Raw genomic sequence first — 25,328 nt, 5'->3', positions numbered from 1 at the left:
TCATGAACACCGCACCAAAGAACACCGCACCAGCGAACACTGCCCGGTGACGCGGGTGGGGGCGCGTTCGTCAACCGGGCAGGGCCGGGGCCGATAGGCTGTGGCGGTGGCTGAAGAGGGCATTCCAGGGCGCGTCGTCGTCGTCGGGACCGGGCTGATCGGGACATCGATCGCGCTGGCCATGCGCAAGCGCGGCGCCGAGGTTCTGCTCACCGACCGGGACGCGGCCTCGCTGCGGATGGCGGTGGAGCTGGGCGCGGGTCAGGCACTCCCCGACGGGGCCGCCGAGGAGCCCGCCGATCTCGCGGTGCTGGCGGTGCCGCCGGCCGCCGTCGCGGTCACCCTGCTGGACGCGCAGAAGCGCGGGCTGGCCAAGGTCTACACCGACGTCGCCAGCGTGAAGGCCCTGCCGCTGGCCCAGGCCGCCCAGCTGGGCTGCGATCTGAGCGTGTTCGTGGCCGGGCACCCGCTGGCCGGGCGTGAACGGTCCGGGCCCGCCGCCGCGCAGGACGATCTCTTCCTGGGCCGGCCGTGGGCGTTGTGCGCGCCGCCCGAGGCCAAACCCGAGGCGGTCGAGGCCGTCACCGCGCTCGCCCGGGCCTGTGGCGCCGAGCCGGTCACCGTGGACGCCGAGGAGCACGACCGGGCCGTCGCGCTGGTCTCGCACGGCCCGCACGTGGTGTCGGCCGCCGTCGCCGCCCGCCTCACCGTCGCCGACGACGTGGCTCTGGGCCTTGCGGGGCAGGGCGTCCGGGACGTCACCCGGATCGCCGCCAGCGACCCCCGGCTGTGGATCGGCATCCTGTCCGCCAACTCCGAGCCGGTCGCCGAGGTCCTGGAGGCCGTCGCGACCGACCTGGCCGTCGCCGCCTCGTTGCTGCGCGACGGCAGCGAGGGCGCCGCCGCGCACGTCGCCGACCTGCTCCTGCGCGGCAACGCGGGACGGGCCCGCATCCCCGGCAAGCACGGCGGCGACCAGAAGACCTACGCCGTGGTGCCGGTGATGATCCCCGACCGCCCGGGCGAGCTTGCGATGATCTTCCAGGCGGCCGGGATCGCCGGGGTCAACATCGAGGACGTGGCGATCGAGCACTCGCCCGGCCGCCCGCTGGGCGTCCTGGAGATCTCGGTCAAGCCCGAGGCCGCCGAACGGCTCGCCGAGGAGCTGCGGGCCCGCGGCTGGTCCGTCCCGGGCTGAGCCCCGGGGCCGGTAGCCTGAAGGGCCGGGGCTCCGCCGGGAGTAGAGGGCGGCAGGGAGCTGAGGGCGGCGCGACTCGTGCCCGCTGCCCGTTTCGTCATGTTTTCGATCTTGAACGAAAGGCAGCGAACGTGTCGCTCGTCATCGCCATGGACGGCCCCTCCGGGTCCGGCAAGTCCAGCGCCTCCAAGGGAGTGGCCCGCGCCCTCGGGCTCCGCTACCTCGACACCGGCGCCATGTACCGGGCCATGACGTGGTGGATGCTGGACCAGGGCGTACCGGTCGAGGACGCCGCCGCGGTGGCCGCCAAGGCGGGCGACCCCGTCCTGGAGAGCGGCACCGACCCCGACGCGCCCACGATCAGCGTGGACGGCGCCGACGTGTCGGGGCCGATCCGCACCCGCGAGGTGACCAACGCCGTCAGCGCGGTGAGCGCCGTTCCGGAGGTCCGGGCGCGGCTGGTGGCCCTGCAGCGTGAGATCATCGGTACCGGGGGGATCGTGGTGGAGGGCCGTGACATCGGCACGGTCGTCGTGCCGGACGCCCCGGTCAAGGTCTACCTCACCGCCAGCGAGCAGGTCCGGGCGGCGCGGCGGGCCAAGGACCTGGCCGCCGACCCCGGCGCCACCGTGACGGTCACGCAGGCCGAGCAGGCCCGCCGGGACAAGCTCGACTCCACCCGCAAGGCGTCCCCGCTGACCATGGCGGCGGACGCGCATGAGATCGACTCGACCGAGCTCAGTCTCGGCGAGGTCATCGAGGCGGTCGTCCGCCTCGCGAAAGAGCAGACGTGAGCAGCGAATACGAACTTGAGACAGTGACCGTCGACGAGGACGGTCTGGCGCCGGACGCGCCGCCCGCCCCGGTGGTGGCGGTGGTCGGCAGGCCCAACGTCGGCAAGTCGACCCTGGTCAACCGGATCCTCGGCCGCCGCGAGGCGGTCGTGGAGGACGTGCCCGGGGTGACCCGTGACCGGGTCGCCTACGACGCGACCTGGAGCGGCCGCCGGTTCACCGTGGTCGACACCGGCGGCTGGCTGCCGGACGCCCAGGGCCTGGCCGCCGCGATCGCCGAGCAGGCACGGCTGGCGGTGGACCTGGCCGACGTGGTGATGTTCGTCGTCGACGCCACCGTGGGCGCCACCGACGTCGACGAGGCGGTGGTGGAGATCCTGCGCCGTTCCGGCAAGCCGGTCGTGCTGGTCGCCAACAAGGTCGACGACGTGGGCACCGAGGCCGACGCGGCGGGCCTGTGGTCGCTGGGCATCGGCGAGCCCCATCCGGTGAGCGCGCTGCACGGGCGCGGCAGCGGTGACCTGCTGGACGCGGTCCTGGAGGCGCTGCCCGAGGAGGCCCCCGCCGAGACGTTCGGCGAGATCGGCGGTCCGCGCCGGATCGCCCTGCTGGGGCGTCCCAACGTCGGCAAGTCCAGCCTGCTCAACAAGGTGGCGGGGGAGCAGCGCGCGGTCGTCGACTCGGTCGCCGGCACCACCCGCGACCCGGTGGACGAGCTGATCGACCTGGGCGGCAAGACCTGGCGGTTCATCGACACCGCGGGCATCCGCCGCCGTCACCGGGAGAACCAGGGCGCCGACTTCTACGCCACGCTGCGCACCCAGTCGGCGCTGGAGCGCGCCGAGGTCGCGGTCGTTCTGGTCGACGCGAGCGAGACCCTGACCGAGCAGGACCTGCGGATCATCTCCATGGTGGTCGAGTCCGGCCGCTCGCTGGTGATCGCGTACAACAAGTGGGACCTGCTGGACGAGGAGCGCCGCCACTATCTGGAGCGCGAGATCGACCGGCAGCTCCACCACGCGCGCTGGGCGCCCCGGGTGAACGTCTCGGCCAAGACCGGGCGGCACATGGAGAAGCTCGTCCCCGCGATCGAGACGGCGCTGGAGGGCTGGGGCCACCGCGTGCCGACGTCCAAGCTCAACCAGTTCTTCGCCGACCTGGTCAACTCCCACCCGCACCCGATCCGCGGCGGCAAGCAGCCGAAGATCCTCTTCGCCACCCAGGCCGGGGTGCGGCCGCCTCGCTTCGTGCTCTTCACCTCCGGCTTCCTGGAGGAGGGCTACCGCCGCTTCATCGAGCGCCGTCTCCGCGAGGAGTTCGGCTTCGAGGGCACTCCGCTCGACATCACCATGAAGATCCGGGAGAAGCGCGGCAAGAAGAAGTGACCTTCCCGCCGCGCCGCCCGCCGATGTAAGCTCCCTCTTACTCGTTGATCGCACAACGAGAACACGTTGTTGTTCCAGTCGACGTCTTCCGGTGGCGCGGGGTCGGGGAGTGCGAACGTGAAGCTTCTGCTTCTCATGTCCGTGGCGGTCGTGTGCGTGGCCCTCAGCTTCGTGTGGAAGGAGCCGTGGATCGGCGGCGTCGGACTGCTGGTCGCCTTCGCCGCGATGTTCACCGATCGCGACGATGTGCGCGTCCACGAGAAGAGCAGCTACGAGACCGAGAAGTCCGTCCGCAACATGAGGAGCAGGCACCGCTGATCAGCGGTGCCTGCTCCTGTGCCGTCTCGATGCGCCGTTTCGATCCGGGCCGGATACGCCGTTAGCGCTTCCCGGCTCCGCGCTCGCCGGCGACCCGCTGATCTTCGGGTGCGGTCTCCGACTCCCGCAGCGGCGGAGGCGGGGGGTTCATCGAGTCGCGCCCGTAGCGCCCGTACGACGACCGGACGATGGGCTGCGTCTTCTTGGTGTCGTCGGTCTGCCCGGGCGGTGCCTCCTCGGCCTTCTCCTCGCCGAACTCGTTCAGCCGTGCCTCCTTGACGCCGACCACCGCGAAGCGGCCGAGCGCGAGCGCGGCGAGGAACACCGCGACGACGCCGAGCCCGGTGAAGCCGGCCAGCTGCTCGGCCAGTTGCCGCCCCTCGCTCGTGCCCAGCGGGGCGCCGACGCCCTCGACGTCCCAGAGCGTGGCGACCAGCCCGCCCACCGCGAACCAGGCGCCGCCCAGGACGGCGATCCACGCGCCGAACATGGCGAACGCGCGGTTGGCGCTGATCAGCACGATCAGGCCGCCCAGCCCCACGGCGATCGCGGGCGCGATGCTCAGTTGCAGCCGGTCGGTGTCGTAGACCCAGGGATCATCGGGGGCGAATCCGAAATCGGCGTACGGGCCGACGAACGGGAGCAGCCCGCCCCACAGTCCGAGCAGCACCAGAAGTACGCCGCTCAGAACACCCCGGGTGCGCGGTACGTGCATTGTCCCAGCCATGATCGGTCCTCCTGACCGGGCTTATGTGATTGTTTTGGGGTCCGTTTACCCCGAAGAGGCCGGTCCAAGCACGCCGAGCGGAGAGCAGAGTGGGACACGAGGTCATCGTTGTCAACGCGCACGAGGAGCCACCCGGGAGCTGGCATGCGGCGGTATTCCTCGCCGGGCCGACGCCCCGTACGCCTGATGTGGAGTCCTGGCGGCCCGCCGCACTGCGGGAACTGCGCGAGCAGTGGCGCGGCGACGGGCGCCTCGTGGTCTTCGTGCCCGAACACCGGCACGGCGTGTACGACGACTACGTCGGCCAGGTCGAGTGGGAGGAACGCTGCCTCCACCTCGCCGACGAGGTGCTCTTCTACGTGCCGCGTGATCTGGCGACGATGCCCGCGTTCACCACCAACGTCGAATGGGGCGTGTGGCACGGCAGCGGCCGAGCTGTCTTCGGCGCGCCGCCGGAGGCGCCCAAGAACGACTATCTGCTGCACTACGCCCGCAAGCTCGGCGTGCCGACGGCGACGGACCTGCCCGGGACGGTCGCGGCGGCGCTGGAGCGCATCGGCCACGGAGACCTTCGCGTGGACGGCGAGCGCGAAGTGCCGCTGCTCATCTGGCGCACCGAGACGTTCCAGCGCTGGTACGCGGCGCAGCGCGGAGCGGGCAACTCCCTGCGCGGCGCGCGTGTGCACTGGCGGTTCGGCCTGCACTGGGGACTGCACGTCCAGGTGTACGTGGCGTCCGAGGACCGCGTGAAGAGCAACGAGATGGTCATCGCCCGGCCCGACATCAGCACGGTCCTCCTCTACCGTCCCGCTCCGGCGCTCGAAGACACCCTCGTGGTGCTCGTCCGGGAGTTCCGGAGCCCGGCGACCACCTCGGACGGGTTCGTGCACGAGCTGCCCGGCGGCGCGGGGCCCGCCGACCCGCTGGAGCGCGCCGTCCAGGAGGTCGCCGAGGAGACCGGCCTGCGCCTCCCCGCCGAGCGGTTGCGGCCGCACGGCGACCGTCAGGTCAACGCCACCCTGTCCGCGCACCGCGCTCACCTGTTCTCCGCGGAGATCACCGAGGGCGAGATCGCCCTGCTCCGGGCGGCCGGGCCGGGAGGGGTGGCGGCCGAGAGCGAGCGCACGTACGTCGAGATCGCGACGTTCGGCGAGATCCTGCGGGAACGGCTCGTCGACTGGGGAACGGTCGGCATGATCGCCCAGGTCCTGCGCGGCGCCTCATGACCCCGACACTCCTGTACGACCCTCATGTACACAGAGTGCCGATCCCTAGGGAAACGCGGCTAAGCCCGGCTGATCCCGGTCCACCATGGCACCATGTGACCTCTTGTGATCAAACAGTCGCGAACGGTCACCGGGTGTATCAATGGTTCCTTCTGGGCATTTCTCGTCATCGCGGTCCACCACCGAGCTGGAACACGCCGCGGCGGAGTTCCTGGACGTGTTCTACGCGGAGAACCCCTCCGCGGGAAACCTGACGTCACGGTCGTTGCAGGTGCGAGCGGAGATCTACCGTACGGGCACGTACCGGCACACCCACGCGGAGCTGGAGTTCGGGGCGCGGGTCGCCTGGCGCAACAGCAGCCGCTGCATCGGCCGCCTCTACTGGCGCGGGCTGCGGGTTCGCGACCGGCGCCACGTGCGCGCCGCCCGGGACATCGCGTCCGAGTGCTTCGAGCATCTCGTCACCGCGACCGGTGCGGGGCGGATCCGCCCGATCGTGACGGTGTTCGCCCCCGACCGGCCCGGTGAGCCCGGCCCGCGCATCTGGAACGACCAGCTGATCCGGTACGCCGGGCACCGCCGGCCCGACGGCGCGATCGTGGGCGATCCGCAGAACCGGGCGCTGACCCGGATGGCCCGCAGGCTCGGCTGGGAGGGCGGGCATGGCACTCCGTTCGACGTGCTGCCGCTGATGATCGAGGTGCCGGGCGAGCCGATCAGGTACTTCGACGTGCCCCGGGCGGGCGTGCTGGAGGTGGAGCTCACGCATCCCGACTTCGGCTGGTTCGCCGACCTCGGGCTCCGCTGGCACGCCGTCCCGGCCGTCTCCGACATGAATCTGGAGATCGGCGGCATCACCTACCCGGCCGCCCCGTTCAACGGCTGGTACATGGGCACCGAGATCGGCGCCCGCAATCTGGGTGACGAGGACCGTTACAACCTGCTGCCGCAGGTGGCCGAACGGCTGGGCCTGGACACGTCGAACGAGATCACGCTCTGGCGCGACCGGGCGCTGGTGGAGCTGAACGTCGCCGTCCTGCACTCCTTCGAGGAGGCGGGCGTGACCATCACCGACCACCACACCGAGTCGCGGCGGTTCCTCACCCATCTGGCGAAGGAGGAGTCGGCCGGGCGGCCGTGCCCGGCCGACTGGAGCTGGATCGTGCCGCCGATCTCCGGGTCGGCGACCCCGGTCTTTCACCGGCTGTACGAGGAGCTCGATCTGCGGCCCAACTACGTCCGCAGGCCCCGCGCCTTCCGCGGCTGATCGGCGTTGGTGCATCTGCCAAGGACAGATGCACCGTGGGGTCGTATCTTCTGGAGCATATGCCGGATGTTCCTGGCATATGCAATGTGTACCCTTTAGCTGTGGCGACGTTCCGGATCAGTGAGGCCGCAGGGCTGCTCGGCGTCAGCGCGGACACCGTCCGCCGGTGGGTGGACGGCGGGCGGCTGAACGCCGTGCGCGACGAGCACGGCCATCGGCTGGTGCCCGGCCCCGAGCTGGCGGCCTTCGTGCGATCGCAGTCCTGGCAGAACGAGCGGGGGGAGCACCGGGCCTCCTCCGCCCGTAACCGCATGCGTGGCATCGTCACGGACGTCATCCGCGACGGCGTCATGGCGCAGGTGGAGATCCAGGCCGGGCCGTTCCGGGTGGTCTCGCTGATGAGCCGGGAGGCGGCCGACGAGCTCGGGCTCGAGGTCGGGGTCGTCGCCGAGGCCGTCGTGAAGTCCACCAACGTCGTCGTCGAGCTGCCCGACTGATCTCAAGGAGTCGTGCATGTCGAAGCGCAGCATGTCGAAGTGCAGCATGCCGATGCGCGTCGCGGTCGCCGCCGGCCTGTCGCTGCTGGCCGCGGGCTGCGGTGACACCGGGGAGGCGTCGGGCGGGAAGACCCTGACGGTGTTCGCGGCGGCCTCGCTCACGGAGTCGTTCACCTCGCTCGGCACGACGTTCGAGGCCTCGCATCGGGGTGTGAAGGTGCGGTTCAACTTCGGCGGGAGCTCGGGGCTGGCGCAGCAGATCGGGCAGGGCGCTCCGGCCGATGTCTTCGCCTCCGCCAGTCCGGCCCCGATGAAGCAGGTCAGCGACGAGTCGCGGGTGTTCGCCAGGAACCGGCTCGTGATCGCGGTGCCCAAGGACGACCCCGGCAAGGTGACGAAGCTCGCCGATCTCGCCGGGCCGAGGCTCAAGATCGTGGTGTGCGCCGAACAGGTGCCCTGCGGCGCCGCGGCGACCAAGGCCTTCGCGGCGGCCGGGGTGCGGGTGAAGCCCGCCTCGCAGGAGCAGGACGTCAGGGCCGTGCTGACGAAGGTGAGTTTGGGGGAGGCCGACGCCGGCCTGGTCTACCGCACGGATGCCAAGGCCGCCGCCGCCAAGGTGCGGGGGATCGAGTTCCCCGAGTCGGCCAAGGCGATCAACGACTATCCGATCGTGGCGCTGCCCAAGGCCCCGCAGTCCGCGCTGGCCAAGGAATTCGTCCAGCTTGTGCTTTCCGCGCAGGGGCAGGCGGTCTTGGCCCAGGCCGGCTTCGAGCCCGCGAGCCCCGGCTGATCTCATGCTGAGCACCAAGCCGAGCCGAGCCGCCGAGAAGCTGCCGGGCCGTCCGCCGTGGATCCTCGTCCTTCCCGCGCTGGCAGGGCTGGCCTTCCTCGTGCTGCCGTTGGCGGGGCTGCTGATCCGCGCGCCCTGGTCGACGATCGGCACCCGGCTGGCAGAGCCGCAGGTGCTGGAGGCCCTGCGCCTCTCGTTGGTCACCGCGACCCTCGCCACGGCCCTGTGCCTCCTGTTGGGGGTGCCGCTCGCCTGGCTTCTGGCCCGGGTGTCGTTCCGGGGGGCGCGCCTGGTCCGGGCTCTGGTGACGGTTCCGCTGGTGCTGCCGCCGGTGGTGGGCGGTGTGGCCCTGCTTCTGGTGCTGGGCCGCCGCGGCCTGGTCGGCGGCTGGCTGTACGACACGTTCGGGATCTCCCTGCCGTTCACCACGGCCGGCGTCGTGCTCGCCGAGACGTTCGTGGCGATGCCGTTCCTGGTGATCAGCGTGGAGGGGGCACTGCGGGCGGCCGACCTGCGCTACGAGGAGGCGGCCGCCACGCTCGGCGCCACCCGCTGGACGATCTTCCGCCGGGTCACGCTGCCGCTGGTGGCACCGGGCATCGCGGCCGGGGCGATCCTGTGCTGGGCGCGGGCGCTGGGCGAGTTCGGCGCGACGATCACGTTCGCGGGCAACTTCCCGGGCCGTACTCAAACCATGCCGCTGGCCGTCTACCTGGCTCTGGAGACCGACCCGGAGGCGGCGATCGTCCTCAGCCTGGTCCTGCTGGTCGTGTCCGTCCTCGTCCTCGCCGCCCTGCGGGATCGATGGGTGAACACCACATGAGCGGGGTGACGGGACTCGACGCGCGCCTGGTCGTCCGGCGCGGCGCGTTCGACCTAGACCTGGAACTGCGGGCGGAGCCGGGCGAGGTCGTGGCGCTGCTCGGGCCCAACGGCGCGGGGAAGTCGACGGCGCTCCGGGCGCTGGCGGGCCTGGTGCCGCTGCACGACGGGCATCTTCGCGTGGACGGGACAGATCTGAGCCGGCTGCCGCCCGAACGTCGCGGGATCGGGATGGTGTTCCAGGACTACCTGCTGTTCCCGCATCTGAGTGCGCTGGAGAACGTGGCGTTCGGCCCTCGCAGCCAAGGGACGCGCAAGCGCGAGGCGCGCCGCCGGGCCGCCGAGTGGCTGGCCCACGTCGGGCTGGCCGACCATGCCGACGCGCGGCCCCGGGCGCTGTCGGGCGGGCAGGCACAGCGGGTGGCGCTGGCCCGGGCCCTGGCGGTGCGGCCCCGGCTGCTGCTGCTCGACGAGCCGCTGGCGGCGCTCGACGCCCACACCCGGCTGGAGATCAGGGCCGCGCTGCGACGCCATCTGGCCGGCTTCGACGGCGCCGCCGTGCTCGTGACCCACGATCCGCTGGACGCGATGGTCCTCGCCGACCGGCTGGTGGTGCTGGAGAGCGGGCGGCTCGTGCAGGAGGGACCGCCCGCCGAGGTCGCGCGGCGGCCCCGGACGGACTATGTGGCGCGCCTGGTCGGGCTGAATCTTTACCGAGGTCATGCCGCAGCCGGAACCGTCCTCATCGATGATGGTGCTATCAAGCTGGACACAGTCGACCGACTTGAAGGCCAGGTGTTCCTGGCGTTCGCGCCATCCTCGGTGGCGCTCTACCGGAGCCGACCGGACGGCAGCCCGCGGAATCTCTGGCAGGCGCGCGTCGAGGCCATCGAAAGGCAGGGCGACCGGGTCCGAGTGAGGCTGGAAGGTCCACCCCTGGCGGCCGCCGCAGACGTGACGCCGGGGGCCGTGGCCGAGCTGGGTCTCGTTGAAGGCAGCGTCATATGGGCAGCCGTCAAGGCCACTGAAACGCATGTCTACCCAGCCTGACCGGCTGTATGTCGAGGCCGGAGCGCAGCGGGAGAACGGATGACGGTGCCGGTGATTTCTCTCACAAAAGGTCCCCGCAAGGCCCAATAGTGCGGTCTGAGTGGTCCAGACCAAATGGCAAAAACGCGGGTCCTTGTTCATGATGCAAGGATCCTGCGAACAGCTGAAGGAGTTGCCCGTGTCCAACCAGGTCGTCCCCGGCCTCGACCAGGCCCCGACCAGTCACACCGAGCTCATCGACTGGGTGCGGGAGATCGCCGAGCTGACCGAGCCTGACCGAGTCGAGTGGTGCGATGGCTCGCAAGCCGAGTGGGAGCGCCTGACAAGCCTCCTCGTCGAGCAGGGCACTTTCAAACGCCTCAATCCGCAAAAACGTCCCAACAGCTTCTACGCCGCCTCTGATCCCAGTGATGTCGCGCGAGTAGAGGACCGTACGTTCATCTGCTCCGAAAAGGAAGAGGACGCCGGGCCCACCAACAACTGGATCGCCCCGGCGGAGATGCGCAAGACCTTCGACGGTCTCTTCAAGGGCTGTATGAAGGGCCGCACCATGTACGTGGTGCCGTTCTGCATGGGACCGCTCGGCGGCAACATCTCGCAGCTGGGCGTCGAGATCACCGACTCGCCGTACGTCGCGGTGTCGATGAAGATCATGACCCGGATGGGCGACGGCGCGCTGCGCCTCATCGAGGAGCGCGGCCAGTTCGTCAAGGCGGTGCACTCCGTCGGCGCCCCGCTGGAGCCGGGCCAGGCCGACGTGCCGTGGCCGTGCAACTCCGAGAAGTACATCTCGCACTTCCCCGAGACCCGGGAGATCTGGTCGTACGGGTCCGGCTATGGCGGCAACGCCCTGCTGGGCAAGAAGTGCTACGCGCTGCGGATCGCCTCGACGATGGCGCGGGACGAGGGCTGGATGGCCGAGCACATGCTCGTCCTCAAGCTCACCCCGCCCAGCGGCGAGACCCGCTACGTGGCCGCCGCGTTCCCGTCGGCCTGCGGCAAGACCAACCTCGCCATGCTGGAGCCGACCATCCCGGGCTGGAAGGTCGAGACCATCGGCGACGACATCGCCTGGATGCGGTTCGGCGAGGACGGCCGCCTCTACGCGATCAACCCCGAGGCCGGCTTCTTCGGCGTCGCGCCCGGCACCGGCGACTCCACCAACGCCAACGCCGTGAAGACGCTGTGGGGCAACAGCATCTTCACCAACGTCGCGCTCACCGACGACGGCGACATCTGGTGGGAGGGCCTCACCGACGAGCCGCCCGCCCACCTCACCGACTGGAAGGGCAACGACTGGACGCCCGAGTCGGAGACGCCGGCGGCCCACCCCAACGCGCGCTTCACCACCCCGGCCGGGCAGTGCCCGATCATCGCGCCGGAGTGGGAGGACCCCAAGGGCGTGCCGATCTCGGCCATCCTGTTCGGCGGCCGCCGCGCCACCGCGGTGCCGCTGGTCACCGAGTCGTTCGACTGGCAGCAGGGCGTCTTCCTCGGGGCCAACGTGGCGTCGGAGAAGACCGCCGCCGCCGAGGGCAAGGTCGGTGAGCTGCGCCGCGACCCGTTCGCCATGCTGCCGTTCTGCGGCTACAACATGGGCGACTACTTCGGCCACTGGCTGAAGATCGGCAAGTCCACCGACGCCGAGAACCTGCCCCGGATCTACTACGTCAACTGGTTCCGCAAGAACGCCGAGGGCACGTTCATCTGGCCCGGCTTCGGCGAGAACAGCCGCGTCCTCAAGTGGATCGTCGAGCGCCTCAACGGCCAGGCCGACGCGGTCAAGACCCCGATCGGGCACCTGCCCACCAAGCAGGCCCTGGACACCGACGGGCTGGAGATCGACGAGGCCGACCTCGACACGCTGCTCTCGGTCGACAACGAGGTGTGGAAGCAGGAGGCCGCCCTGGTCCCCGACCACTTCGCCACCTTCGGCGACCACCTGCCCAAGGAGCTGTGGGACGAGTACAACGCACTCGTGAACCGCCTCGGCTAGTTCGCAGGAGCTGAGGAGATCAGAGGGGCCGCGCCTGCCGGGCGCGGCCCCTCTGGCGTTCGCCCTCGGACCGCCCGGCCGCATCCGGCTGATCATCGCTGCCGGAAACATGCTGGACGCCGGTCCCGGCCGAATAGCATGCACGGCATGACGAGGCTGGAACACAGGGTGCACGAGCTGACCGTCGGCCAGCTGGCCGAGCGGAGCGGTGTCGCCGTCTCGGCGTTGCATTTCTACGAGTCCAAGGGGCTGATCAGCAGCCGCCGGACGGCCGGCAACCAGCGCCGGTTCTCCCGCGACACGCTGCGCCGGGTCTCGTTCATCCGGGTCTCGCAGCGGGTCGGCATCCCGCTGAGCCAGATCAAAGAGGCCCTGGAGACCCTCCCCGAGGAGCGGACCCCGACCGTGGACGACTGGGCGCGGCTGTCGGAGACCTGGCGCAAGGAGCTGGACGAGCGCATCGCGCAACTCCTGAACCTGCGCGACAGCCTCACCGAGTGCATAGGCTGCGGATGCCTGTCGATCAACAAGTGCGCCCTGGCCAACCCGTACGACCAGCTCGGTGACGAGGGCCCTGGACCGCGCCGCCTGCTCGTCCGGCACGCAGCCGCCGCCGACCGTCCACAGCCCGGCGGCGACGGCACGGAGGAACGCCACCGCGGCGACGGCTGCGACGTCGGCCCTTGTGCCTAGCCCGAGCCCAGGCCTCCCTGCCCCACGCTCCTAACCCGCTCTCTCAGCCCACTCGCGCCCCTAGTGGTGGTGCGGACCCTGGAACGTGGGGTCGGTGCGGCGAGGATGGGGCCCGCGGCCGTGCGGCTGGCTGGGTCGCGGCAGCGGGAGCATCGCGGGCACGTCCAGCACGACGGGCTTGTCGCTGAGGGTGAAGGGCTCGCCGTGATGCACCAGCTTCAGCTCCGGCCCTTCGAGCAGCTCGTACGAGGTGGTGCTCGCGGTCACCGTCACGCACAGGCGGCTGCCGCGGTACCGGAGCCGGAACGCCACGCGGCTGATCCCGCCCGGCAGCCGGGGCGCGAAGCTCAACTGGCCGTCGCAGGCGCGCATCCCGCCGAACCCGGCGACCAGGCCGCTCCAGGCCCCCGCCATCGACGCGATGTGCAGGCCGTCGCGGGTGTTGCGCGCAAGATCGTGCAGGTCCATGAGCGCGGTCTCGGCCAGGTAGTCGTGCGCGAGGTCCAGATGCCCGACCTCGGCTGCGATCACCGCCTGCGTCTGGGCGGACAGCGAGGAGTCCCGCACGGTCAGCGCCTCGTAGTAGGCGAAGTTGCGGGCCTTCTCCTCGGCCGTGAACGCGTCGCTGCACAGATGCATCGCCAGCACAAGGTCCGCCTGCTTGACGACCTGCTTGCGGTAAAGGTCGAAGTACGGATAGTTGAGCAGCAGGGGGTAGTGCTCGGGCGCCGTGCCGGCGAAGTCCCAGCGGGCGTGGTTGGTGAAGCCCTCGCTCTGGGGATGCACGCCCAGCCGTTCGTCGAACGGGATCAGCATGGACGCCGCGGCGTCCCGCCAGGACGCGGCCTCCTCTGTCGTCACCCCCAGCTCCTCGGCGCGATCGGGGTGCCGCATCGCCGTCGCCGCCGCCGCCCGCAGATTCCGGCGGGCCATGAGGTTGGTGTAGACGTTGTTGTCGACCACCGCGCTGTACTCGTCCGGGCCGGTGACACCGTCGATGCGGAACACGCCCTCCACATCGTGGTGGCCAAGGCGCCGCCAGAGCCGCGCGGTCGCCACCAGCAGCTCCAGGCCGATCTCGCGTTCGAATCCCTCGTCCTGCGTGGCGTCCACGTACCGGACCACGGCGTCGGCGATATCGGCGTTGATGTGGAAGGCGGCCGTGCCCGCCGGCCAGTAACCCGAGCACTCCTGGCCCCGGATCGTCCGCCAGGGGAACGCGGCGCCCGCCAAGCCGAGCTTGTCGGCATGCTCGAAGGCCAGCGGCAGCGTCATGTGCCGCCATGCGAGCGCATCGGCGGCGGCGGACGGGTGGGTGTAGATGAGGACCGGCAGGACGAACGTCTCGGTGTCCCAGAACGTGTGCCCGTCGTAACCCGGCCCGGTGAGGCCCTTCGCCGGGATCATCCGGCGTTCGGCACGGGCACCGGCCTGCAGGATGTGGAACAGCGCGAACCGCACCGCCTGCTGGACCTCGGCGTCGCCGTCGACCTCGACGTCCGCGCCGCACCAGAACTCGTCGAGATAGGCGCGCTGCTCGGCCAGCAGCCCGTCCCACCCCGCGTGCCGGGCACCGGCGAGCGCCGCCACCACCTGGTCGTGCAGCGCGGGCCGTGACCGCTGGCTGGACCAGCCGTACGCCAGGAACTTGACGATCCGCAGCTTCTCGCCGGGCTCCAGCCGTGTGGCGATTGTCATCCGCCCGACGTCGGGGAAGCTCTCGCAGTCGACCGCGATCCGGTCGCGCCCCTCGATGTGGTGGGCCATCCCGGCGGCCATGCGCAACCCGCTGGACCTGGTCCGGTGGACCAGGATCGCCTTGGTGCCGTTGGTCTGGTGCTCCTCGCTCATCAGCGGCGACTCCAGCGCCGCCGCCACGCGGGGGTCCTTGCCCATGTCGGGCAGCGACTCGTTGGCGACCAGCTCCGACTGGACCACGATCCGCACGGGGTGGCCGACGGGCTCGACCTCGTAGCAGATGGCCGCGACGGCCCGCTGCGTGAGCGAGACGAGCCGCACCGAGTTGATGCGGACCGTGCGGTCGGCGGGAGACGTCCACTCGACGGTGCGGGTGAGGGTCCCGGCGCGCATGTCCAGGACGCGCTCATGCGAGTGCAGGCGCCCGTAGCGCACGTCGAACGGCTCGTCGTCGACCAGGAGCCGGATCAGCTTGCCGTTGGTGACGTTGATGACGGTCTGGCCCGAGTCGGGAAAGCCGTAGCCGGCCTCCGCGTACGGCAGCGGCCGCTGCTCGTAGAACGAGTTGAGATAGCTGCCGGGGAGCCCGTGCGGCTCGCCTTCGTCGAGGTTCCCGCGCAGCCCGACGTGCCCGTTCGACAGGGCGAAGACGGACTCGGTCTGCGCGAGCCGGTCCAGCCGTAGCTCCGGCTCCCGCACGCACCACGGCTCGACCGTGAAGACGGGCCGGTCGATGGCGGGGGCGTCGTCCTCTTTCTGGTCGCTCACTGGGCCCCCTCGGGCTCGTCGGATTCGGGCTTGCCTGACTCGAGGAGTTCGGACAGATCCGACACTACGACGTCCGCGCCGTGCTCGGCCAAGGCGGCCGCGTGCTCGGGCCCGATCCGGTCGACCCCCACCACCACCGCGAACCGGCCCGCGTGTCCCGCCTCGACGCCGGCCAGGGCGTCCTCGAACACGGCCGCCCGGTCCGCCGGGACCCCCACCGCCTGCGCGCCGGCCAGGAACATGTCGGGCGCCGGTTTCCCCGGGAGGTCGCGTTCCTGCGCCACCACCCCGTCGACGCGCGCGTCGAACAGGCCGGTGATCCCGGCCGCCTTCAGCACTTGGACGGTGTTGGCGCTGGACGAGACGACGGCGGTCCGCAACCCCGCCGCGCGGACGGCGCGCACGTAGTCCACCGAGCCGTCGAAGACCTCGACGCCCTTCTCCTCGATCAGTTTCAGCACCAGCTCGTTCTTGCGCCGTCCCAGGCCGTGCACGGTCTCCGCCTCCGGCGGATCGTCCGGCGCGCCCTCGGGGAGCGTGACGCCCCGCGAGGCCAGGAACGAGCGGGTGCCGTCCTCGCGGCGCTTGCCGTCGACGTACGCGGCGTAGTCCTTGACCGGGTCGAACGGCACGAACGGCCCGCCGGTGGCGGCGGCGCGGTCACGCAGGAAGGAGTCGAACATCTCCTTCCAGGCGGCCGCGTGCACCGAGGCCGTCCGGGTCAGTACCCCGTCCAGGTCGAACAGGCAGGCCTCGACCTGCTCCGGCAATCCCAGCACGCCGTCCCTCCACGTTCAGGTGGTGGTCCTACTGTTCTGTCCCACTGTTCGACTTCTCCCCAAGGAAGACAAGGACATGCGCCACCCTTGATCAAATTCGGGGGTTGATCAATTTCGGGCCCGGTCGAACGGTGGCCCCGCGGCGCGCGTACGTTGGTGTACGGCGTGGGAGCCACAACGGAGAGGGATCATCGCCATGGCAGAGCAGGCGCGTATCGGTGTCACCGGACTCGCGGTCATGGGCCGCAACCTGGCCCGCAACCTGGCCCGGCACGGGCACCCGGTGGCGGTGCACAACCGCACCTCGACCAAGACCAAGGCTCTCGTGGAGGAGTTCGGCCACGAGGGCACGTTCGTGCCCGCCGAGTCGGCCGAGGATTTCGTCGCCGCGCTGGAACGGCCCCGCCGGCTGGTGATCATGGTCAAGGCGGGCGCTCCGACGGACGCGGTGATCGACGAGTTCGCGCCGCTGCTGGAGCCGGGCGACATGATCGTGGACGGCGGCAACGCGCACTTCGCCGACACCCGCCGCCGGGAGGCCGCCCTGCGCGAGCGCGGCCTGCACTTCGTCGGCACCGGCATCTCCGGCGGCGAGGAGGGCGCGCTGAACGGCCCGAGCATCATGCCGGGCGGCTCGGCCGAGTCCTACGACGCACTCGGGCCTCTCCTCGAGGACATCTCAGCCAAGGTCGACGGCACCCCGTGTGCCACCCACGTCGGCCCGGACGGCGCCGGCCACTTCGTCAAGATGGTGCACAACGGCATCGAGTACGCCGACATGCAGCTCATCGCCGAGGCCTACGACCTGCTCCGGCACGCCGCCGGGCTCGCGCCGGCCGAGATCGCCGAGGTCTTCCGCACCTGGAACACCGGCCGCCTGGAGTCCTACCTCATCGAGATCACCGCCGAGGTGCTGGCGCACACCGACGCCGCCACCGGCAAGCCGTTCGTGGACGTCGTCCTCGACCAGGCCGAGCAGAAGGGCACCGGCCGCTGGACCGTGCAGACCGCCCTCGACCTGGGCGTCCCGGTGGGCGGCATCGCCGAGGCAGTCTTCGCCCGCGCCGTCTCCGGCCACGCCGACGTCCGGAACGCCTCCCAGAACCTCCCGGGCCCCTCCCGCGCCAAGGTCGAGGAGTCGGGCTTCGCCGACGCGGTCGAACAGGCCCTCTACGCCTCCAAGATCGTCGCGTACGCGCAGGGCTTCCACGAGATCCAGGCGGGCAGCGCCGAGTACGACTGGAGCATCGACCCCGGCGCGATGGCCACCATCTGGCGCGGCGGCTGCATCATCCGGGCCCGGTTCCTCGACAAGATCCGCGAGGCCTACGACGCCGACCCCGGCCTGCCCACCCTTCTCAAGGCCGAGCACTTCGCCGAGGCCGTCGGCGCCGCCCAGGACGCCTGGCGGCAGGTGATCACCACTGGCGTGCGCCTCGGGATCCCCACGCCGGGCTTCTCCGCCGCGCTCGCCTACTACGACTCGCTGCGCGCCGAGCGCCTGCCCGCCGCGCTCACCCAGGGCCAGCGGGACTTCTTCGGCGCCCACACCTACCGCCGCACCGACCGCGACGGCTCCTTCCACACCCTCTGGGGCGGCGACCGCACCGAAACAGGCGCATGACCCCGAGACAGGGGCATGACCGAGGCAGGTGCATGACCGAGGCAGGCGCATAGCCGTCATTGCGGCAGGATGGAGCCGTGACCCTCATCGACCGCCTTCCTGCCGAGCCCGCCGACCCCGATGCCCTTTTCGAAGCGTTCGAGGGGTGGGTGTCCGAGCGCGGGATCACGTTGTATCCGGCGCAGGAGGAGGCGCTGATCGAGGCCGTCTCCGGATCGAACGTGATCCTGGCGACACCGACGGGGTCGGGCAAGAGCCTGGTGGCGGCGGGGGCGCAGTTCGCGGCGCTGGGCCGGGACGAGGTCAGCTTCTACACCGCGCCGATCAAGGCGCTGGTGTCGGAGAAGTTCTTCGACCTGATCGAGATGTTCGGCAGCGAGAACGTCGGGATGATGACCGGCGACGCGAGTGTGAACGCGGACGCGCCGATCATCTGCTGCACGGCCGAGGTGCTGGCCAACATCGCGCTGCGGGACGGCGCGGACGCCGACATCGGGCTCGTGGTGATGGACGAGTTCCACTTCTACTCCGAGCCGGAGCGGGGGTGGGCGTGGCAGATCCCGCTGCTGGAGCTGCCGCAGGCCCAGTTCGTGCTGATGTCGGCGACGCTGGGGGAGGTCGCGCGCTTCGAGAAGGACCTGAAGCGGCGGACGGGGCGGCCGACCGCGGTGGTGACGTCGGCGGAACGGCCCGTACCGCTGAAGTACGAGTACCGGGTCACCCCGTTGCACGAGACGATCGAAGACCTGTTGTCGGACCAGAAGGCCCCGGTCTACCTGGTGCACTTCACGCAGGCGGCCGCGATCGACCGGGCGCAGTCGCTGATGAGCATCAACGTGTGCAGCAAGGAGGAGAAGGCCCAGATCGCCGAGCTGATCGGCAACTTCAGATTCACGACGAAGTTCGGGCGCAACCTGTCGCGGTTCGTGCGGCACGGGATCGGCGTGCACCACGCCGGGATGTTGCCGAAGTACCGGCGGCTGGTGGAGCGGCTGGCGCAGGCCGGGCTGCTCAAGGTGATCTGCGGGACCGACACGCTGGGCGTGGGCGTCAACGTCCCCATCCGGACCGTGGTGTTCACGGCGCTGTCGAAGTACGACGGGCACCGGGTGCGGCGGCTGCGGGCGCGGGAGTTCCACCAGATCGCGGGCCGGGCGGGCCGGGCCGGGTTCGACGTGGTCGGCTATGTCGTCGCGCAGGCGCCCGAGCACGTGGTGGAGAACGAGAAGGCCCTCGCCAAGGCCGGTGACGACCCCAAGAAGCGGCGCAAGGTCCAGCGGAAGAAGCCCCCGGAGGGCTTCGTCGGATGGGACGAGGAGACGTTCACCAAGCTCCAGACCGCCGAGCCCGAGCCGCTGAAGTCCCGCTTCCAGGTCAGCCACGCCATGTTGCTGTCGGTGATCGCTCGGCCGGGCAACGCGTTCCAGGCGATGCGCAAGCTCCTCACCGACAACCACGAGGAGCGGCCCCAGCAGCGCCGCCACATCTCCCAGGCGATCGCGATCTACCGGTCGCTGCTGGCCGGGGGAGTGGTCGAACAGCTGGAGGTCCCCGACGAGCAGGGCCGCTGGGCGCGGATCACCGTGGACCTCCAGGAGGACTTCGCGCTCAACCAGCCGCTGTCGACGTTCGCGCTGGCCACGTTCGAGCTGCTGGACCCCTCCTCCCCGACGTACGCGCTGGACGTCCTGTCGGTGATCGAGTCGACCCTGGACGACCCGCGCCAGATCCTCGCCGCCCAGCTCAACAAGGCCCGCGGCGAGGCGGTCGCGGAGATGAAGGCCGAGGGCATGGAGTACGAGGAGCGCATGGAGGCGCTCCAGGACGTCGACTACCCCAAGCCGCTCGAAGAGGAGCTGGAGGCCGCGTACGAGATCTACCGGCGCGGCCACCCCTGGGTCGGCGACCATCCCCTGCGGCCCAAGTCCGTCGTGCGGGACATGTACGAGCGGGCGATGACGTTCACCGAGTACATCGGCTACTACGAGCTCGCCCGCGGCGAGGGCCTGGTGCTGCGTTACCTGTCCGGCGCCTACAAGGCCCTCCAGCAGACCGTGCCGGAGTCGATCAAGAACGACGACCTCATCGACCTCATCGAGTGGCTCGGCGAGCTGGTCCGCCAGGTCGACTCCAGCCTCCTGAACGAATGGGAGCAGCTGGCCAACCCGACCGACGAGACCCTCGCCGAGGACCTGGAGGAGCGCGTCACCAAGGTCACCGCCAACACCCGCGCCTTCCGGGTGCTCGTGCGCAACGCGCTGTTCCGGCGGGTGGAGCTGGCGGCGCTCGAACGCTACGGCGAGCTCGGCGAGCTGGACCCCGAGCTCGGCGCCGGCGGCTGGGCAGACGCCATGGGGGCCTACTTCGAGGAGCATGACGAGCTTCTCACCGGCCCGGACGCGCGCGGTCCCAAGCTCCTCCAGATCGAGGAGGTGCCCGAGGACGCTCTCTGGCGGGTGCGGCAGGTCTTCGACGACCCGGCGGGCGACCGCGACTGGGGCATCAGCGCCGAGGTCGACCTGGCCGGATCCGACGAGGCGGGTGAAGCCGTCATCCGGGTGACCGCCGTCGACCGCCTGGGAGGCTGAACGCGGAGTCCTGGGCCCGGGAGCCCTCCCTCCTGGGAGTGAGGACGGGGAGGGGCCCGGACTCGATACTGGTGGTCGGCCACGACGGCGGGAGTGACCACGTGTCGATCATCGAGCGGGCGCGCGCGTTGCCGCAGCGCGGGGTGGACGCGTTGATCACCATCGTCTGCTCCGTCCAGATCCTGATGCAGGCGGCCGTGGACGAGCAGCTGGAGTGGTGGGTGCCGCTCCTGGTGAGCGTGTACGCGTTGCCACTGATGTGGCGGCGGCAGTACCCGTTCGCCGTGACGTTCATCTGCGGCGTCGGCACCTCACTGATCTCACCGACGGAACTGCTGGGGCAGTTCCCGTCGGTGCAGCTGGTCGCCACCTATACCTTCGCCGAGCTGTGCCCGCCGGTGAAGAGGGCCCTCTCCGTGGTGGGCACCGTCATCGGCGTCACCGCCTCGATCGTGATCCCCAAGGACGAGGCGCTGAACCTCGGGCTGGTCGGCATCGGGTTCGCGGTGGCCTACGCGCTCGGCACGGGCGCGCGGGCGCGGCGCGACAGGATCACGATGCTGGAGGAACGTGCGCGCCGGCTCGCCGAGGAGCAGGACGCCGCCGCGACCCGGGAACGGGAACGGATCGCCCGGGAGATGCACGACATCATCGCCCATTCCATGAGCATGATCGCCATTCAGGCGGAGGGCGGGTCGGCGGTGGTGCACCGCGATCCGGCCAAGGCCGAGCAGGTCTTCGAGACCATTTCGGTCACGTCCCGCGAGGCGCTGGCGCAGCTGCGGCGGGCGCTCGGCGTGCTGCGCTCGGAGGGCGCGGCGCGGCGGCCGCAGCCGGACCTGGGGGCGTTGCCCGCCCTTGTCGACCGGGTGCGGAAGACCGGGCTGACCGTCACGCTGGAGGAGGCGGGGGAGCCGAGGCCGGTGCCGCCCGACCTGGGGACGACCGCCTACCGGATCGTCCAGGAGTCGCTCACCAACACGGTGAAGCACGCGGAGGCCGGCAGTGTGCTGGTCCGGGTGGGCTGGGAGCAGGGCACGCTGCGGCTGGAGGTCTGCGACGACGGCCGCGGGCCGGGCGACGGTTCGGGCGATTCGGGCGGGCACGGCTTGACCGGGATGCGGGAACGGGCCGCGGCGGCCGGGGGAGAGCTGACTTTCGGACCGGCGAAGGGCGGATCGGGCTTTCGCGTGAAGGCCAGTTTCCCTTTGAATTAGGGCCGTGTTGAATGAGGGCCGTGCCGCCTCACGAGACGATCCGCGTGCTCATCGCCGACGACCAGGCTCTGGTGCGCGACGGCTTCGGGATGATCCTGTCCGAGGAGCCCGACCTCGCTCTCGTGGGCGAGGCGGCGGACGGGGCCGAGGCGATCCGCGCGGCGCGCGAGCTGTCGCCCGACGTCGTCCTCATGGACGTGCGGATGCCGAACGTGGACGGCATCGAGGCGACCGCGGCGATCTGCCGTGACACGTCCGCGAAGGTGCTGGTGCTCACCACGTTCGACGTCGACGAATACGTGTACGACGCGCTGCGGGCCGGGGCCAGCGGCTTCCTGCTGAAGGACATGCGGCGCGCCGAGCTGGTCGAGGCGGTGCGCGTGGTGGCCGGGGGAGAGGCGCTGCTCGCGCCCACCGTGACCCGGCGGCTGATCGCCGACGTGGTCGGGCGGAGTGGCCGAGCGCCCGTGTCGCCGCGTGCGGACGCGCGCCTGGAGACGCTCACCGCCCGCGAGACCGACACGTTGCGGCAGGTCGCCAGGGGCCTGTCGAACGCGGAGATCGCGCGGGAGCTGTACGTCACCGAGCACACCGTCAAGACCCACGTCAGCAGCGTGCTGAGCAAGCTGGCGCTGCGGGACCGGGTGCAGGCGGTGGTGCTGGCGTACGAGTCGGGACTCGTGCGGCCCGGCGAGTCTCCCTCTCCAGAGTGAGGCCCCCGCTCTTGAGAGCGGGACGCTGATCCGCTCCTCACGGCGAGGCGTCACCGCAGGTCCAAGGCAGACCATCAGGACAGCTCTCAACCCATGGAGGCTGTCATGGTCCGCACCGTCACCGGATTCTCGGTTCGCCGGCCCTACATCGTCATCGTGATATGGATCGCCGTGCTGGCCGGCGGCTTCGGGATCGGCACCGGCGTCTTCGAACGGCTGACCCCCGAGGTCGGCAAGGTCTCGGGCAGCGAGTCCGCCCGCGCCGAGAAGCGGCTCGACCAGGCCGCGCCCCGGCCCGAACGGCTGACCGCCGTCATCACCGGCAAGCCGGCCGGAGACCCCGCGCTGCGATCGGCGCTCGCCGCCGTGCGCGCCGTCCCGGGCATCGCAGGGGTCACCGATCCCGTGCCGTCAGCCGTGCCCGCGACCACCGGGGGAGACGCGGTGCTGCTGGAGGTCATGGTCGCGCCGGGCGACACCGAGGAGGACGCGGCGGAGGCCGCCGCGGCCAAGCTGCGCGGCGTCGTGGGAGCCGAGGTCACCATCGCCGGCGGGCCGCTGTCCGAAGCGGAGTTCGACGAGCAGGCGCAGGAGGACGTGGCGCGCGCCGAGATGCTCAGCATGCCCGTGGTGCTGATCCTGCTGCTGGTCATCTTCGGCGGGCTGCTCGCGGCCGGGTTGCCGCTCCTGATCGCGGTGGTCGGCATCGGCTCGACGTTCGGCATCCTGTACGTGTTCAGCACGGTCACCGAGGTCTCGGTCTACTCGAGCCAGATCACCACGATGCTGGCCGTCGGCCTCGGGGTCGACTACGCGCTGCTGATGGTCAGCCGGTTCCGGGAGGAGCGGCGCACGGGGCCCGGTGAGGCAGGGCCCGATGTCGCGGCCGCCGTCGCCCGGACGACCGCCACCGCCGGCCGGACGATCGTGTTCTCCGGCCTGACCGTCATGGTGGCGTTCGCGGGCCTGATGGTCTTCCCCGACCCGTTCCTCCGCTCCATGGGCATGGCGGGCGGCGCCGTCGTCCTGGCCGACATGCTCGCCGCTCTCACCCTCCTGCCCGCCTTGCTGAGCCGCTTCGGCCACCGGATCTCCCCAGCCAGGGAAGGCGGCGGGCGCGGCGTCTTCGCCCGCGTCGCCCGTGGCGTCCAGCGCCGCCCCGTTCTGACGCTGGTGGCCACGCTCGGTGTGATGGCCACGCTCGCCGGGCCCGTGCTCGGCATGCACATCTCGCAGGGCGACCCGCGGATGTTGCCCGAGTCGACCTCGACCCGCCAGCTGTGGGACAAGCTGGCCGTTCACTACCCCGAACGCGCCCAGTGGGCGGGCCGGATCCAGGTGCTCGCCGACGCTCCGGCAGGGAATCCCGACCTTGCTCGGATGCGCCAGGCCATCGAGGCCATGCCGGGAGCCGCCGAGGTGGAAGAGGTGAAGCTCGGGCCCACACAGACCGTGCTCCTGGCGACTCCTCAGGGACCGGGCGAGAAGCCCGCCGAGGACGCGGTCAAGGCGATCCGTGATCTCCCGGTTCCGTTCAAGGTCGAGGTGACGGGCGACTCGGCCCGCATGGTCGACTACCGCGCGATGCTGACGGAGCGCATCCCGTGGGCCGCGGCGCTCATGGCCCTCGGCACGCTGGTCCTCCTCTTCGCCTTCACCGGCTCGATCGTCCTTCCGATCAAGGCCGTCCTCACCAACGTGCTCAGCATCGGCGCCGCCCTCGGCATCGTCGTCTGGGTGTTCCAGGACGGCCACTTCGCCGAGCTCCTCGGCACCCAGGGCCTCGGCTACCTCAACCTGACCGTCCCGGTGCTGGTCGGCGCGATCGCGTTCGGGTTGTCGGTGGACTACGAGGTCTTCCTGCTGTCGCGGATCCGGGAGCGCTGGCTGGCCGGTGACGGACCTCAGGGTGCGGTCGCCGAGGGCCTGCAGCGCACCGGCGGCATCGTCACCGCGGCCGCCCTGCTGATCGCCGTGGTGTTCACCGGCTTCGTGTTCGGCGGCTTCGCCCCGATCAAGGCGATCGGGCTGGGCCTGGTCCTGGCGATCGCCCTGGACGCGACGATCGTACGGATGCTGCTGGTGCCGGCGACCATGACGCTTCTCGGCGCCCGCAACTGGTGGCTGCCCCGGCCGCTCCGCCGCGTGCACGACCGCGTGGCTCTCGCCGAGCCGGCTGCGACGGCCGCGCCGGCCGCGCCCGAACCAGAGACCGTCCACTGAGGGTGGTCACCCGGCGAGGGCGGATCTCAGAACGTGGGGCCATCTGGAGGTCAGGGAGGGGCGCGCAATCCGCTAAGGTCATGGTCGCCGTACTGGCAAGGGGAAGGAAGACGGGACACATATGGCCGAGAAGGTCATTCGCGTAGATGACATCGATGGTTCCGAAGGGGGCGATGTCGCCAGGCGCGACTTCGAAATCCTGGACCGGATGTTCACGATCGACTTGAGCGATGACAACCACAAGCGCCTGATCGAGGCGCTGGAGACCGTGGCGTTGTACATCGACAAGTCCGCTGAGGTGAAGCGACCCGGTAAGGGGCGCAAAGCGCCCAGCCAGGCAAAGGTGAAGGGGTACACCAATGCCGAAGTCCGGGAATGGGCCGGTCGCAAGGGCGTAGAAGTGCCGGAACGCGGTAAGATTTCCGACGAGGTCTATGCGGCGTTCATTATTGATCACCCGGATGCCAAGCCGGACGCATAGTCAGGAAGTAAGCGAATTGGGGGGCTCGCATGGCACAGAAGATCGAGGTTCTGCTGGTCGATGACCTGGACGGGGGGAAGGCCGACGAGACCGTCCGGTTCGCGCTCGACGGCACCGCCTACGAAATCGACCTGAGCAAGAAGAACGCCGCCAAGCTGCGCAAGGGCATCGAGCCGTTCCTGGCCGGCGCCCGCAAGTCGGCCAAGCCGGGACGCCGGCGCGGCGCGGCCTCGTCCGCCGCCGGCAGCCGGGAGCGGTCCGCCGCGATCCGCGAATGGGCGCGCAAGAGCGGCATCGAGGTCAACGCCCGCGGCCGTATTCCGGCCAACGTGATCGAGAAGTACGAACAGGCGCACTGACGCACCCCGGCGTGCGTTTCCGGCTTCGGGGCTGTGTATTGCCCAGAGCCGTCCCCACTCAGCCAAGCGTTCCACGCTTGGCTGAGCTGTTTTGTGGGGTATTCGTCCGGTCGCG

22 protein-coding genes are annotated in these 25,328 nt (G+C 70.7%); 19 read left to right on the top strand and 3 right to left on the bottom strand.

Features of this window, described 5'->3' with window-relative positions; translation table 11 throughout:
- Positions 1-100 precede the first annotated feature (100 nt).
- The 4 genes from F8566_RS37125 (at position 101) to F8566_RS37110 (ending at position 3,695) form a co-directional block, all read left to right on the top strand.
- Positions 101-1,198, top strand: a complete 1,098-nt coding sequence (locus tag F8566_RS37125; RefSeq protein WP_404800379.1) for a prephenate dehydrogenase — start codon at positions 101-103, stop codon at positions 1,196-1,198.
- A 131-nt stretch (positions 1,199-1,329) separates the two neighbouring features.
- Positions 1,330-1,992 (top strand): (d)CMP kinase, encoded by a 663-nt coding sequence (gene cmk / locus F8566_RS37120; protein WP_225993848.1) that lies wholly within the window; start codon positions 1,330-1,332, stop codon positions 1,990-1,992.
- Positions 1,989-3,377, top strand: a complete 1,389-nt coding sequence (der, locus tag F8566_RS37115) for a ribosome biogenesis GTPase Der (RefSeq protein WP_151566714.1) — start codon at positions 1,989-1,991, stop codon at positions 3,375-3,377. The genes cmk and der overlap by 4 nt, the downstream gene beginning before the upstream one ends.
- Positions 3,378-3,494: 117 nt before the next feature.
- Positions 3,495-3,695 carry a hypothetical protein gene (locus F8566_RS37110; protein WP_151566712.1) on the top strand — a complete coding sequence of 67 codons (201 nt, stop codon included), beginning with the start codon at positions 3,495-3,497 and terminating at the stop codon, positions 3,693-3,695.
- A gap of 61 nt (positions 3,696-3,756) precedes the next feature.
- On the opposite strand, the gene F8566_RS37105 is transcribed toward F8566_RS37110, so the two are convergent.
- Positions 3,757-4,422 (bottom strand): hypothetical protein, encoded by a 666-nt coding sequence (locus F8566_RS37105; protein ID WP_151566710.1) that lies wholly within the window; start codon positions 4,420-4,422, stop codon positions 3,757-3,759.
- 89 nt (positions 4,423-4,511) lie between these two features.
- Between F8566_RS37105 and F8566_RS37100 the strand changes: the two genes are divergently transcribed.
- The 8 genes from F8566_RS37100 (at position 4,512) to soxR (ending at position 12,763) form a co-directional block, all read left to right on the top strand.
- On the top strand, positions 4,512-5,648 hold the full coding sequence (locus F8566_RS37100) for a nucleoside 2-deoxyribosyltransferase domain-containing protein (protein ID WP_151566708.1): 1,137 nt from the start codon (positions 4,512-4,514) through the stop codon (positions 5,646-5,648).
- Between the two features lie 142 nt (positions 5,649-5,790).
- A complete protein-coding gene (locus F8566_RS37095; protein ID WP_151566706.1) occupies positions 5,791-6,915 on the top strand; it encodes a nitric oxide synthase oxygenase in 1,125 nt (374 codons plus the stop codon).
- Between the two features lie 101 nt (positions 6,916-7,016).
- Positions 7,017-7,412, top strand: a complete 396-nt coding sequence (locus tag F8566_RS37090; RefSeq protein WP_151566704.1) for a TOBE domain-containing protein — start codon at positions 7,017-7,019, stop codon at positions 7,410-7,412.
- Between the two features lie 16 nt (positions 7,413-7,428).
- On the top strand, positions 7,429-8,202 hold the full coding sequence (gene modA, locus F8566_RS37085) for a molybdate ABC transporter substrate-binding protein (RefSeq protein ID WP_151566703.1): 774 nt from the start codon (positions 7,429-7,431) through the stop codon (positions 8,200-8,202).
- A 4-nt stretch (positions 8,203-8,206) separates the two neighbouring features.
- Positions 8,207-9,025, top strand: a complete 819-nt coding sequence (locus F8566_RS37080) for an ABC transporter permease (protein ID WP_151566701.1) — start codon at positions 8,207-8,209, stop codon at positions 9,023-9,025.
- Positions 9,022-10,074: an ABC transporter ATP-binding protein gene (locus F8566_RS37075; protein ID WP_225993847.1), complete on the top strand. Its 1,053-nt coding sequence runs from the start codon at positions 9,022-9,024 to the stop codon at positions 10,072-10,074. Before F8566_RS37080 ends, F8566_RS37075 begins: the two co-directional genes overlap by 4 nt.
- A gap of 178 nt (positions 10,075-10,252) precedes the next feature.
- A complete protein-coding gene (locus F8566_RS37070) occupies positions 10,253-12,070 on the top strand; it encodes a phosphoenolpyruvate carboxykinase (GTP) (protein WP_151566697.1) in 1,818 nt (605 codons plus the stop codon).
- A 147-nt stretch (positions 12,071-12,217) separates the two neighbouring features.
- Positions 12,218-12,763 (top strand): redox-sensitive transcriptional activator SoxR, encoded by a 546-nt coding sequence (soxR, locus tag F8566_RS37065; RefSeq protein WP_151566695.1) that lies wholly within the window; start codon positions 12,218-12,220, stop codon positions 12,761-12,763.
- 60 nt (positions 12,764-12,823) lie between these two features.
- Here soxR and F8566_RS37060 read toward each other — a convergent pair whose 3' ends face one another.
- The gene (locus F8566_RS37060; RefSeq protein ID WP_151566693.1) at positions 12,824-15,229 is read right to left on the bottom strand and encodes a glycoside hydrolase family 65 protein; all 2,406 of its coding nucleotides are present in this window, start codon (positions 15,227-15,229) and stop codon (positions 12,824-12,826) included.
- Positions 15,226-16,008 (bottom strand): beta-phosphoglucomutase family hydrolase, encoded by a 783-nt coding sequence (locus tag F8566_RS37055; protein WP_151566690.1) that lies wholly within the window; start codon positions 16,006-16,008, stop codon positions 15,226-15,228. The genes F8566_RS37060 and F8566_RS37055 overlap by 4 nt, the downstream gene beginning before the upstream one ends.
- 196 nt (positions 16,009-16,204) lie before the next feature.
- Here F8566_RS37055 and gndA point away from each other — a divergent pair, with 196 nt between their 5' ends.
- From gndA to F8566_RS37020, 7 genes are all read left to right on the top strand, one after another.
- Complete coding sequence (gene gndA, locus F8566_RS37050) at positions 16,205-17,632, top strand: NADP-dependent phosphogluconate dehydrogenase (protein ID WP_151566688.1); 1,428 nt, start codon at positions 16,205-16,207, stop codon at positions 17,630-17,632.
- A gap of 77 nt (positions 17,633-17,709) precedes the next feature.
- On the top strand, positions 17,710-20,220 hold the full coding sequence (locus F8566_RS37045; protein WP_151566686.1) for a DEAD/DEAH box helicase: 2,511 nt from the start codon (positions 17,710-17,712) through the stop codon (positions 20,218-20,220).
- Positions 20,221-20,321: 101 nt separating this feature from the next.
- Entirely contained in the window at positions 20,322-21,437 is a 1,116-nt protein-coding gene (locus tag F8566_RS37040; RefSeq protein ID WP_151566684.1) for a sensor histidine kinase, read from the top strand.
- 20 nt (positions 21,438-21,457) lie between these two features.
- Positions 21,458-22,150, top strand: a complete 693-nt coding sequence (locus F8566_RS37035) for a response regulator (protein ID WP_225993846.1) — start codon at positions 21,458-21,460, stop codon at positions 22,148-22,150.
- Between the two features lie 105 nt (positions 22,151-22,255).
- Entirely contained in the window at positions 22,256-24,373 is a 2,118-nt protein-coding gene (locus tag F8566_RS37030; RefSeq protein ID WP_151566680.1) for an MMPL family transporter, read from the top strand.
- Positions 24,374-24,494: 121 nt separating this feature from the next.
- Positions 24,495-24,854, top strand: a complete 360-nt coding sequence (locus tag F8566_RS37025) for an Lsr2 dimerization domain-containing protein (protein ID WP_151566678.1) — start codon at positions 24,495-24,497, stop codon at positions 24,852-24,854.
- Positions 24,855-24,883: 29 nt separating this feature from the next.
- Positions 24,884-25,213 carry a histone-like nucleoid-structuring protein Lsr2 gene (locus tag F8566_RS37020; RefSeq protein ID WP_151566676.1) on the top strand — a complete coding sequence of 110 codons (330 nt, stop codon included), beginning with the start codon at positions 24,884-24,886 and terminating at the stop codon, positions 25,211-25,213.
- Positions 25,214-25,328: the final 115 nt, after the last annotated feature.

The organism is Actinomadura rudentiformis (genome assembly GCF_008923185.1).
In the GTDB taxonomy this organism is placed as follows: domain Bacteria; phylum Actinomycetota; class Actinomycetes; order Streptosporangiales; family Streptosporangiaceae; genus Spirillospora; species Spirillospora rudentiformis.
Note: the sequence above shows the minus strand (reverse complement) of the source record. Positions and strands in the feature narration are given on the sequence as shown.

What these genes read in the sequence shown, in the direction of transcription:
- F8566_RS37025 (WP_151566678.1), top strand. Translation starts at nt 24,495, where the DNA reads ATGGCCGAGAAGGTCATTCGCGTAGATGACATCGATGGTTCCGAAGGG.
- F8566_RS37075 (WP_225993847.1), top strand. Translation starts at nt 9,022, where the DNA reads ATGAGCGGGGTGACGGGACTCGACGCGCGCCTGGTCGTCCGGCGCGGC.
- F8566_RS37105 (WP_151566710.1), bottom strand. Translation starts at nt 4,422, where the DNA reads ATGGCTGGGACAATGCACGTACCGCGCACCCGGGGTGTTCTGAGCGGC.
- gndA (WP_151566688.1), top strand. Translation starts at nt 16,205, where the DNA reads ATGGCAGAGCAGGCGCGTATCGGTGTCACCGGACTCGCGGTCATGGGC.
- F8566_RS37030 (WP_151566680.1), top strand. Translation starts at nt 22,256, where the DNA reads ATGGTCCGCACCGTCACCGGATTCTCGGTTCGCCGGCCCTACATCGTC.
- F8566_RS37095 (WP_151566706.1), top strand. Translation starts at nt 5,791, where the DNA reads ATGGTTCCTTCTGGGCATTTCTCGTCATCGCGGTCCACCACCGAGCTG.
- F8566_RS37080 (WP_151566701.1), top strand. Translation starts at nt 8,207, where the DNA reads ATGCTGAGCACCAAGCCGAGCCGAGCCGCCGAGAAGCTGCCGGGCCGT.
- soxR (WP_151566695.1), top strand. Translation starts at nt 12,218, where the DNA reads ATGACGAGGCTGGAACACAGGGTGCACGAGCTGACCGTCGGCCAGCTG.
- modA (WP_151566703.1), top strand. Translation starts at nt 7,429, where the DNA reads ATGTCGAAGCGCAGCATGTCGAAGTGCAGCATGCCGATGCGCGTCGCG.
- F8566_RS37020 (WP_151566676.1), top strand. Translation starts at nt 24,884, where the DNA reads ATGGCACAGAAGATCGAGGTTCTGCTGGTCGATGACCTGGACGGGGGG.